This window comes from Treponema sp. Marseille-Q4523, from assembly GCF_016901105.1.
In the GTDB taxonomy this organism is placed as follows: Bacteria; Spirochaetota; Spirochaetia; order Treponematales; family Treponemataceae; genus Treponema_D.
The window spans coordinates 1-11,197 of the sequence record NZ_JAFEVM010000052.1 but is presented as its reverse complement, the minus strand read 5'-3'; the positions used below and the strand labels follow the sequence as shown (position 1 = coordinate 11,197).

Here is an 11,197-nt window from a genome sequence, read left to right as displayed (position 1 = left end):
GTATTTCGGTTATTAAAACCTTTAATCAGTCCGTGTATTATTTTAAAAATTTTTATACATCGATTATGAACTACAAAGAGTTCGTGCACAAATATTCGATATCGTGGGAAAACGGGTATTCGATTTTCCTCGCGCTTATTAAAGCGGGCTTTTTATTTCTGCTGCCGGCCGCTCTTTTGATAGCCGGAACGGCAACGCTCGATGCTCGTTTTTTTTACAGCTTTGTGTTTTACCTTGCCTTTGCGCCGGTTACTTACACCATGCTGATAAAAATCATGTACGCAAATACCTTTCATCAGCGGTCGAACGATGCACTCAACCGTATTGAAGATATTTTGCAGGCGCCGCTGACCGAAGAACCGGAAAAGTCCGTGCTACCCGAAAAGTATGATATTAATTTCAAGGACGTGGTGTTTTCGTATAAAACGGAAACGGCGGGATCTGCGGAAACGGACACGGGGAACTCAAACCCCGGCAGCGATAAAATGCCGCAAACCGCCGCCCGCCCCGCAGTGAACGGCATCAGTTTGCACATCCCCGAACATTCGCTGACCGCGCTCGTCGGTCCCTCAGGCGGCGGCAAAACGACACTCGTCAATTTGCTCGGCCGTTTTTGGGAAGTTGATTCGGGTACAATCAGTATCGGCGGTGTCGATATCCGCGATATTAAAACAAGCGACCTTTTGCACACCGTCGGCTTCGTGTTTCAGGAAAATAAGCTTTTTAAAGAAAGCATTTTCGAAAATATCCGCTACGGCAAAAAAGACGCAAGCCGCGAAGAAGTGACGGAAGCGCTCCGCAAAGCCGAGTGCATGGACATCATCGAAAAACTGCCTGCCGGTATAGATACCGTCTACGGCACCAAGGGCACATACGTATCCGGCGGAGAAGCGCAGCGGCTTGCCATTGCCCGCGCCCTGTTGCAAGACGCACCGATTATCGTGCTTGATGAAGCGACCGCCTTTGCCGACGCCGAAAATGAATACAAAATCAAAAAAACATTCGACGTGCTGCTCAAAGACAAAACCGTCATTATGATCGCTCACCGCCTTTCGTCGGTCGTCAACGCCGATACGATCTGTGTCATCGATGAGGGCAGGCTTGCCGAAACGGGAACGCATGCCGAGTTGCTCAAGCGCAAAGGTTTGTACGCGAGTATGTGGGACAACTTCCAAAAAGGCATCGAATGGAAGGTGTAGATAACGGATAGTTGGTAACGGGCAATGGAGCGGGGAAGAATGAAACGGCAAAGAGCAGGAAAATAAACGTACAGGGAAATGAAATTACGATTATCGGCGATAAGGGGCACGAATATATTTCTCTGACCGATATGCTGAAAGCAAAAGACAGCGACTTTTTTATATCCGATTGGCTGCGTAATAGAAACACCGTCGAATATCTCGGTATCTGGGAAAGCGTCTATAATCCAGATTTTAATTATGGCGAATTCGACGTAATTAAAAGTCAAGCGGGTTTAAACAACTATAGATTGAGTGTAAAAGAATGGGTCGAAAAAACGAATGCAATCGGTCTGAAAGCTGCGGCGGGCAAATATGGCGGCACCTATGCACATCCCGATATTGCATTTGAGTTTGGGATGTGGATTAGTCCGCAGTTCAAGATTTACCTTAAAAGAGTGGCGGGAGCGTAACAGCAGCAAAAGCGGCAACATACGAGACTATACCGGACTTGAACAGTTGGTCGTACTCAGCAATTTGGAAAGCATAAATGCCCTGCTCATAAAACAAGGGCTTTCGCAAAGGGAAAGGCTCATTCAGCTCAACAAAACGGCTATTGTCCAAATGAAAACATTGGTCGAAAATCGCGCAATTAAAAAATTAAAATAGAAGTCGAAGGAAGGCATCGGTTTTGAACTCAAATTTATTGACGGTAATGCGTGGGCGGAATTTGATTTAGGAGAAACAACCTTCGCCCTATTGCAACGACCTGCGGAAAAAGGTAAAGTGCAACCCGCAAAAACACGGATTATGTTCGAGGTAAATGACATTGAAAAAATGCGCCGGTATTTGATTTCTCTCGGCGTCAAATTGATTGGAGTCGTCAAAGAAGAACCTTACGGCAAACTGCTGACCTTTGAAGACCCCGACGGGCATTGGCTGGAGTTTTTTGAAAACAAGCGGACTTGAAAAAGCCGTTATATTGTTTATAAAAAATGTTATCGGAGTTTACATGGTATTAAGAAAATATGAAGCGCAAGATTCCAAAATCATTTGCGGTTGGATTAAGGATGCAAAGCAGCTTTATCAATGGTCTGCCGACAAAATAGGGCGCTTCCCATTGGACGGCAATGAATTGAATGAATACTATACTTCGATGAACGGCGTACAGTCTGTCATTCCTCTTTGTGCCATTGACGAATGCACTGTACTCGGTCATTTGTTTATCCGATACCCAAATAAAGACGATAAAACGCTTGTGCGCTTCGGGTTTATTATACTTTCACCTGAAAGCAGAGGAAAGGGAAACGGAAAGAAAATGGTAGAGCTTGCAATAGAATATGCAAAAAACGTTTTGCATGCTTCAAAAATAACATTGGGAGTGTTTACGAATAATGAGCGTGCACGGCTTTGTTATGAAGCCGTCGGTTTTCAAGCAACAGGAAAAGTTATAACCTATATGATGCCGGATGGCGTATGGGAATGTATTGAAATGGAATTGAAGATTTAACTTTGAGGTCGGTATGAACATACAAGATACTCACTGATTGTTTTAATAGGTAAATAATTCAATATCGATATATTTCAGATACTGTTCAAAATCTTTATCTAATGCAAATATCAAGAAATCGTTATTATGAGCTACACTGCATATCGGTTACGGATGAGAAATGAAAGATACTCTATTAATTTTTTATCATTACTATCCGGACGCTTTTTCCTAAGCGCAAGTGACCATACGGAAGTATCAACTAATACAAATTTCATCGTAACCGCATCTTCTTATAATTGTAAGAAGGGTGATATTCAATTGTTCCGAACAGCTGTATGAGTTCTTCAGATTTTCGCCGTTCAATAAACTCTTCGAGCGCCGTATTTACTGTTTCTTTTTTTGTGCCGTATCCGCCGATTTTATACGCGGTATTGAGTAATTCTTCATTTATTGCAAGATTTGTTGCCATAGCTTTTACCTCTGCATTTATTCTACATATATTATTGTGTAAAATAAGATAATGCAATAGTATGAAGTTATTGGGCATCCTTTCCCATTTTTCTCATTACGTTAAGCATTAAAAACAATCCGGCTATAATCATTGTAAAATCCACAATAGGTTCCGCCCACCAAACAGCCGACACTCCGAATAATTTCGGCAACAGAAGTATCGCCGGAACAAATAATACCAATTGTCGCAACAGTACAATGATCCCCGCTTTTTTATCGTCTCCAATGGATTGAAAAAAAGTCAGTGTCATAATCATAATTCCATACAAGATAAATGTGGAATAAAACATCTTAAAGTTTTTAACACCGGCTTCAATAATCTCTTTTCTTACTTTGAATAAAGACAGCAATGTATCGGAACAAAACATTGACGGTATCCACGAAGCAGCCGCAAGAATAGTTGCTCCATACATAAAAATCTTCATCGTATCTTTTACTCGCCCGTATTGCTTTGCTCCGAAATTTGCTCCTATAACAGGCTGCAATCCTTGACTCATCCCCCACAACGGAATAAATGAAAACATATATAATCTCATTGTTGCAGACATCAAAATCCCCCAGTTATCTCCGCCATATACAAAGGCTTGCTTAAATAAAAATGTTTGCTGCACCGCAAATAAAATTTGCATCATCATTGCCGAACTACCGATACTAAACATTTCACGGTAAATTGCTTTGTACTTTTTGACTTTATGGATTTTCACAAATGAACTCTTCTTTGAAAAATAGTGAAATGTTAATAAAGCTTGTACGATTTGAGATAATACGGTTGCGATAGCAGCTCCTTCAATAGCATACTCTCCCATGAGCTTCATAAGAATAGGGTCTAACATAATGTTGAGTATGGCTCCCGTTCCCATAATCATCATTGATTGTTTTAATGCCCCTTCGCCGCGCATTGTCATATTACCCGCTTGAGCGAAATTAACAAATAGAGATCCAAAGAACACAACCCGCAAATATCTAACACCAAGCTCTTTGATATTTCCTTTAGCGCCAACCATGTCTAAAAAATGAGGTGCGAATATCAAACCTGCTATTGTGATAATTGCAGAAAATAAAATAACCCAATAACAAAAATTGCCGAATATTTTATCTATTGTTTCTTTATCACCCTTACCGATAGCTCGTGATAATATCGATGCACTGCCTACGCCTATCAAAGCCGATATTCCGCCATTTATAATTGTCAAGGACATGGATACACTAATTGCCGACATCGCATAGTCCCCAATAAGCCGCCCTGCAAATATCCCATCCATAAACGGGTACAGACCGATAACCAGCATTCCGATTATTCCCGGGATAGCCAACTTGAATAACAATTCTTTAGGATTTTTAGTTAATAGCTGTGTTTTCATATCTTGTTTCATTGCAACTCACCTCTTAAAATATTATTTCTCATTTTCAAATATCCCTATTGGTTTAGTTATTTTTTTCAAGATCAATAATGTATTGAATCATTGTTTCTTTTATATACTTCTTATGAGCGTCAAAAGAATTCCGTGCATTAAGCACTTCCGAACTCACTATTAAACCGTTAATGTAATGAACTAAAAAACCATCCTTAAAAATATGTGCCCTAATTCCCAGTTTCTTTGCAATGAGATCAAGTTCTTTAGTTGTATGCAATTTTAGTTCTTGATATAAATCTTCCAAATCCCGATTATAGTTTTTTGCTTGCAAAAGAAGTGCGTACAGCTTCATTAAATCGGTTTTTGCTAATGCCTTACTTGTTAAAATATCACCCATTTGCTGATATTTATCTTTGCTCCGATTATGCGCTAAATATTCAGTTATCAAGCTATTTCTGTATTCATTTCCATCAAGCATTAAGTCTTTAAGCATTTCAGTTGTACTTGCATAATGATGATACACGCCGCCTCTACTCATACCTATTTCTGTAATGACATCTTCCATTGTTGTATTCTGAAAGCCTTTGTTTAAAAAGCATTTTTTTGCGGCTTCTCGAATTTCTCTTTTTCTCATCTGTCCAACTTTTTGTTTTTCTTCTTTCAAAATAAGGTTCCTCCTTGCAAAAAACCGACAATGCTGTCGGTTTTTAATATAGTGTTATTATTAAGTGGTGTCAAGTAAAAAAACACTTTGTAAACAGTGCGAAATGAACAGTATAGACAAATAATGGTTAAAAACAGTAGATTAAGGAAATCAGCAATCTAAAATATATGGAGTGAAAAATGAATAAAATAACATGTATTTGTTTAGGCGTGCGAAATATGGAAAAGGCATTAAAATTTTACAGAGACGGGTTAGGATATAAGACAGACTGTAAAGAAGATAATCCACCGGTATGCTTTTTTAATACACCGGGAACAAAATTTGAACTTTTCCCTTTGGATTCATTGGCAAAAGATATTGATGAAAATAATCCGCCGACAGGAACCGGCTTTTCAGGAATTACATTGACATACAATGTGAAAAACAAAGAAGATGTAGATAGCGTTATTGAGTTGGTAAGAAAAGCCGGAGGAACTATTGTTAAAGAGCCGCAAAAAGTATTTTGGGGCGGATATCATGCATATTTTTCCGATTTAGATGGATACTACTGGGAAGTATCTTGGGGACCCAATTTTCAATTTGACGAAGATGGCCTATTGAAATTTTAAAGCGAATAGAATAGACCTATTCGATAACTGCGTTTTCGAATAGGTCGACGAGTTCTAAATCGCACAAATAGCACGATTTAGAACATCGCAGTTCAAGGTAACCTGTTCAGAAACGGAAGTTTCCGAACAGGTTTAATGGATAATTATGGCATCGAGTAAAACATATTTAAATTTTATTTTGGAACAGTTATCGGAATAATAACACTGCTCGATGTTTCCTTTTCATATCCGGATTTTGCATTATGATAATTATCCATACTTGACATTTCCATCTCTTTTTAGTAACATTGTTATCGATTAGTAGAAATGTTATGACAAATATGGATAACTATTATGGAAAAAATATTAGCCGATAAAGGTGAACTGAACACACGGGCAAAGATTTTACGTGCTGCAAAACAGGAGTTTTTTGCCAACGGCTTTGCAGATACCAATGTGCGCACTATCGCCGAAAAGGCAGGGGTTACGACGGGGGCGTTGTATAACCTTTTTGATAACAAGGACGGCATATTCGAAGCTCTTGTAAGCGGTGTGTTCGACGAATTTTTAGACATAGTAGCGCATCGCAATGTATTCGACGCTGAAAATTTCGGTATGAAAACAAGCGAGCTTTCAGCAATTATCGAACTATCGCAACGCCGGTTCTTAAAAATGGTGGATTTTTTTTACGATAATTGGGATGCGATGAAACTGATTGTCTGCTGTTCGAAGGGAAGCTCCTATGAGCGCATTTTTGATAAAGCAATCGATTTAATCGAGCGTGAAACACTTCGATGGCTGAAACAAGACGGCGTTAAAATGTCGCGCCGCATACGATTTTTTATTCACGTTATGGTAACGTCTCACTGTGAAAATTTAAAAGAGATTTTTTATCATAATTTAAAAAAATCGGAAGCGGTGGAATATGTGCTCGATTTTAACGTATACCATTGTGCCGGCTGGAAACAATATTGGATGGAGCAAGTAAAGGGTTAATGGGTAATGGATAATTTAAAGCGTGCGCAATTACTCATTACAAATTAACAATTACACATTAAATTAAACATTACAAATTATCAATTACTAATTAATAAGTATAGGAGGTCTGAATGGACACATATAAAAGATTGTTTAAATATACGCCGGAAAAAATACATTGCGTGTATATTTCGGCGTTATGCGCCGTGCTGGGAGTCGCTTCTCAGATGGGGGCATTTTGGTTTTTATGGAAGTTTTTGTACGCGCTTTTGGTTACCAAAAACGTTACGGACGGCTCGATGTACGCAACGGTGATCGTTTCGCTGTTGGCGGGCTATTCGATCGTATACTTCGGCGCGTTATGGGCATCGCACGTGCTCGGCTTTCGGCTCGAATCGAATTTGCGCAAAACCGCGATCAAACATTTGATGAATGCATCCTTTGCCTTTTTTGACATGAACCCGTCGGGAAAGATCCGAAAACTGATCGACGACAATGCGCAGGAAACGCATATGCTGGTTGCGCATTTAATTCCCGATAATATTTCCGCGCTGTTTACGCCGATTTTTATGTTTATCATCGTGTTTGCGGTCGATGTAAAGCTCGGTTTTTTGCTCCTCGGTGTTGCGCTTATCGGCGGTGCGCAGATGATGTTTATGATGGGCAATAAAAACTTTATGCAGAAGTATCAAGCGGCATTGGAACGGATGAATGCGGAAGCTGTCGAATATGTGCGCGGTATGCAGATTGTAAAAATCTTTAAAAGCACCGTCGAATCTTTCAAAGCGTTTTACGAAGCGATTACCGGTTATTCGGATTTGGCGTACAAGTACACGCTCAGCTGCCGTTCTCCGTATGTGATGTTTCAAGTGCTGTTTAACCTGTTCGCCGTCTTTACCGTTCCCGCCGCCATTTATTTTATGAATAAGGGCGCTGACGGAAATCTCATCATTGCAAAAATCGTCTTTTTTGTGTGCATTGCCGGCATTCTTTTTTCGGCGTTTATGCGCGTGATGTATGTCGGAATGTACAACTTTCAGGCAAAAAGCGTTGTGGATAAGCTCGAAAATCTTTTTGCAGACATGGAAAAGGATAACCTTGAACACGGCACGGAAGAAAAGTTTGACAACTTCGGAATCGAATTTAAAAACGTTTCGTTCGGCTATACCGACGAAAAGATTTTAAAAGACGTGAGCTTTACGTTGGAGCCGAACAAAACCTACGCACTGGTCGGTTCGTCCGGCGGCGGGAAATCAACCATTGCAAAACTTATTTCCGGTTTTTACAAAATAAATTCAGGCAACGTTTTAATCGGCGGAAAGGATATTTCTTCATATTCAAAAAATGCGCTCATGCGCAGCATCGCCTTTGTGTTCCAAACGTCGAAGCTTTTTAAAACGAGTATTTTTGAAAACGTCAAAATGGGTAATAAAAATGCAAGCGATGAAGAAGTGATGAACGCGCTCCGGCTCGCCCGCTGCGAAGATATTTTGGCAAAATTCCCCGAACGTGAAAAAACGGTTATCGGTTCAAAAGGCGTGCACTTATCCGGCGGAGAAATTCAGCGCGTTGCGATCGCCCGCGCTATTTTGAAGAACGCGGACATCATCATTTTGGACGAAGCGTCCGCTGCCGCCGACCCCGAAAACGAATACGAAATTCAGCAGGCATTTTCCAATTTGATGAAAAACAAAACGGTTATTATGATCGCGCACCGCCTCAGCTCGATTAAAAATGTCGATGAAATTTTGGTTGTCGAAGACGGAAGTATCGTCGAACGCGGCAGCGATGCCGAACTTATGCAAAAAGGCGGAAAGTACAGCCGGCTGCAAAAGCTGTATTCTAAGGCAAATGACTGGAGGGTGTAATATGACTAAATTACAAAAATGGTTCGGGGTTACCGAATCGGGTGCAAAAGGAATAGTTACGGCGTCGGTATGGTCAATGCTTGCGGATATTTCGTTTATTTTACCGATGTTTTTGACAATGTTTTTCCTGCAGGGATATTTTGACGGAACGCTGCATCCGGCGGGATTTTATATCGGTGTTATCGCGGCTCTTGCGCTTGTGATGTATGTGCTCGTGCATATCAATTACAATACGCTATACACGGCGACGTTCAAAGAATGCACGGAACTGCGCGTCAATATTGCAGACCGGCTCAAAGCCCTGCCGCTTGCGTATTTTTCCAAACACGATGTTTCCGATTTGTCGCAAACGGTTATGACCGACGTTGCCGCAATCGAACATGCCCTCAGCCACGCAATCCCGCAAACAATCGGTCTTGTGTTGTATTTGATTGTAATCGGCGCGATGATGATTGCCGCTCATCCGGGATTGGGCTTGTGCGTGTTTGTCCCGATTATCATCAGTTTTATTCTGTTAATCTTGTCGAAAAAAATTCAAATACGGGAAACAACGCGAGATTTTCACAAACAGCGTGAGCGTTCGGAATTTTTTCAAGAAGCGATAGAACTGCAACAGGAAATTAAAAGCTACGGGCTCACGGATACGGTTGCAGCAAAATTGAATCGCAATGTCGATGAAGCGGAAAAACTGCATTTGGTTGTGGAAGCGCATCAAGCGATTCCCCTCAATATTGCACTGCTGTTTTTAAAGTTTTCCATCGGCGTTACCGTATTTTTCGGACTAAAAATGTATCTGGCAGGAACGGCGCCGCTTTTGTATCTTATCGGCTATATTATTGCCGCTTCCCGTGTTGTGGATGCGGTTGCAGGTGTTGAAGCAAACCTTGCCGAAATGATGTATATCGATTCGCGCGTTAAGCGCATTAACGAACTGCGCGAAACGAAAACGCAGGAAGGCGAGCCTGCTTCGTTGCAGCATTACGGCATTCAATTTGAAAACGTTGAATTTTCGTATAACGACGGGCAAAAGGTTATCGACGGTATTTCGTTTACGGCCGAACAAAATCAAGTAACCGCCCTTGTCGGTCCTTCAGGCTGCGGAAAAACAACCGTACTGCGGCTTGCATCCCGTCTCTACGATTATGATAAGGGACAGATCCTCATTGACGGCAAAGACATTGCAAAGATCGACACCGACAGCCTCTTCGATAAAATTTCGATTGTGTTTCAGGATGTCGGACTTTTTAATACGTCGATTATGGAGAATATCCGGGTCGGAAATAAAAACGCAAGCGACGACGACGTAAAAAAAGCCGCCCGCCTTGCAAACTGTACCGAGTTTATCGAAGCTTTGCCGGACGGTTACAATACGGTTATCGGCGAAAACGGCAGCCGTCTTTCCGGCGGAGAACGTCAGCGTCTTTCCATTGCGCGTGCTCTTTTAAAAAACGCGCCGATTATCATCCTCGACGAAATAAGCGCTTCGCTCGATGTGGAAAACGAAATGAAAATTCAGGAAAGCCTCAACACGCTCATAAAGGGTAAAACCGTGATTATTATTTCGCACCGCTTAAAGTCGATCGAAAACGCCGACAAAATCATCGTAATGAATAAGGGTAAAGTTGATGCCGAAGGTACGCACGCTGAACTCCTAAAAGCCTCACCGCTGTATCGCGACATGATTGAAAAGTCGGGTTTGACGGAGACGTATGTTTATTAAACGGAACGTTTAATTTCGACCGCTGAAATAGCGCGGTCTCATTAAACGGCGAGTTTGCTGTGCAAACGTCGCTAATTAACGTATGCGCCGCTCGAAATTTCGCGCTTATGCGCTCGTTTCGGGGCACGCGCACGAAAACGTCATTCTCGGAAATTGAAATTTCTTCGAATGCCGTTTTTTAAGGAAGGTTAAAATTTTACCGCCTGCTCCGCAAGAGCATCTTCCGGTGATGGGCATCGGACCGGTGTGCATCGGCTGCAGCGGGAAAGCGAGCAGCGGTCGGCATAATAATTGGTAATGCGTAATTGATAAGTAGGGGGATTTCTCTATGAATAATAAACAAAACCGGCCAGCGGAAAATCCGGCAAAAGAACAGCCGGTACAGCAAACGGCTGAACGCAATCCCGCAAAGCAGCAGACTATCAAGCGGCTTTTAAGCTATGCGGGAAAGAGCAGATCTCTTTTGTCGCTGTCGCTTATGCTTTCCGGCTTGAGCGCCCTCGTCGGTTTTGTGCCGTACATTATGGTGTTCTTTGTAATGCGCGATGTGATTTCTTCAGTTGCGGCAAAAGAGGCGGTAAACGCCGCCGCCCTTACGCGTTACGGACTGTGGGCCGTCGGTTCGGCTGCAACAGGCTTTGTGCTCTATTATGCGGCGCTTATGCTTTCGCATGCGACCGCGTTTACCATTCAGGAAAACCTTTCGATTCGGATGACGGAAACGCTTGCGGAACTTCCCATCGGCTGGCATATCACGCATGTGAGCGGTAAAGTGCGCAAGGTGTTTGAAAAAAACGTCAATCAGCTTGAAACGCTGATCGCTCATAGCCTGCCGGATACCGCGC

10 protein-coding genes and 2 pseudogenes are annotated in these 11,197 nt (G+C 42.0%); 9 read left to right on the top strand and 3 right to left on the bottom strand.

The genetic code is table 11. The annotated features are described in order from the left end of the window. The 4 genes from JSQ97_RS12005 to JSQ97_RS11990 all read left to right on the top strand — a co-directional run. Nucleotides 1-1,199 (top strand): ABC transporter ATP-binding protein (locus JSQ97_RS12005; RefSeq protein WP_205076263.1); only part of this gene is annotated, 1,199 nt, incomplete at its 5' end. A gap of 11 nt (nt 1,200-1,210) precedes the next feature. Beyond that, entirely contained in the window at nt 1,211-1,651 is a 441-nt protein-coding gene (locus JSQ97_RS12000) for a KilA-N domain-containing protein (protein ID WP_239447134.1), read from the top strand. A 211-nt stretch (nt 1,652-1,862) separates the two neighbouring features. Further along, nucleotides 1,863-2,147, top strand: a complete 285-nt coding sequence (locus JSQ97_RS11995) for a VOC family protein (RefSeq protein WP_205076264.1) — start codon at nt 1,863-1,865, stop codon at nt 2,145-2,147. 43 nt (nt 2,148-2,190) lie between these two features. Then, a complete protein-coding gene (locus tag JSQ97_RS11990) occupies nt 2,191-2,688 on the top strand; it encodes a GNAT family N-acetyltransferase (protein WP_205076262.1) in 498 nt (165 codons plus the stop codon). Between the two features lie 253 nt (nt 2,689-2,941). Here the strand turns inward: JSQ97_RS11990 and JSQ97_RS11985 are convergent, their stop codons facing one another. The 3 genes from JSQ97_RS11985 to JSQ97_RS11975 form a co-directional block, all read right to left on the bottom strand. After that, a complete protein-coding gene (locus JSQ97_RS11985; RefSeq protein ID WP_187385168.1) occupies nt 2,942-3,139 on the bottom strand; it encodes a type II toxin-antitoxin system VapB family antitoxin in 198 nt (65 codons plus the stop codon). Nucleotides 3,140-3,206: 67 nt separating this feature from the next. After that, nucleotides 3,207-4,553: an MATE family efflux transporter gene (locus JSQ97_RS11980; RefSeq protein ID WP_205076261.1), complete on the bottom strand. Its 1,347-nt coding sequence runs from the start codon at nt 4,551-4,553 to the stop codon at nt 3,207-3,209. A 52-nt stretch (nt 4,554-4,605) separates the two neighbouring features. Then, nucleotides 4,606-5,199: a TetR/AcrR family transcriptional regulator gene (locus JSQ97_RS11975; protein ID WP_205076260.1), complete on the bottom strand. Its 594-nt coding sequence runs from the start codon at nt 5,197-5,199 to the stop codon at nt 4,606-4,608. A 179-nt stretch (nt 5,200-5,378) separates the two neighbouring features. On the opposite strand from JSQ97_RS11975, the gene JSQ97_RS11970 reads away from it, so the two are divergent. The 5 genes and pseudogenes from JSQ97_RS11970 to JSQ97_RS11950 form a co-directional block, all read left to right on the top strand. Then, nucleotides 5,379-5,807 (top strand): VOC family protein, encoded by a 429-nt coding sequence (locus JSQ97_RS11970; protein ID WP_205076259.1) that lies wholly within the window; start codon nt 5,379-5,381, stop codon nt 5,805-5,807. A 311-nt stretch (nt 5,808-6,118) separates the two neighbouring features. Further along, nucleotides 6,119-6,782, top strand: a pseudogene (locus tag JSQ97_RS11965) (TetR/AcrR family transcriptional regulator). A 113-nt stretch (nt 6,783-6,895) separates the two neighbouring features. Beyond that, entirely contained in the window at nt 6,896-8,632 is a 1,737-nt protein-coding gene (locus tag JSQ97_RS11960) for an ABC transporter ATP-binding protein (RefSeq protein ID WP_205076257.1), read from the top strand. 1 nt (nt 8,633) lies between these two features. Further along, nucleotides 8,634-10,352 (top strand): ABC transporter ATP-binding protein, encoded by a 1,719-nt coding sequence (locus tag JSQ97_RS11955; protein ID WP_205076256.1) that lies wholly within the window; start codon nt 8,634-8,636, stop codon nt 10,350-10,352. A 328-nt stretch (nt 10,353-10,680) separates the two neighbouring features. Next, nucleotides 10,681-11,197, top strand: a pseudogene (locus JSQ97_RS11950) (ABC transporter ATP-binding protein); the annotation flags it as partial.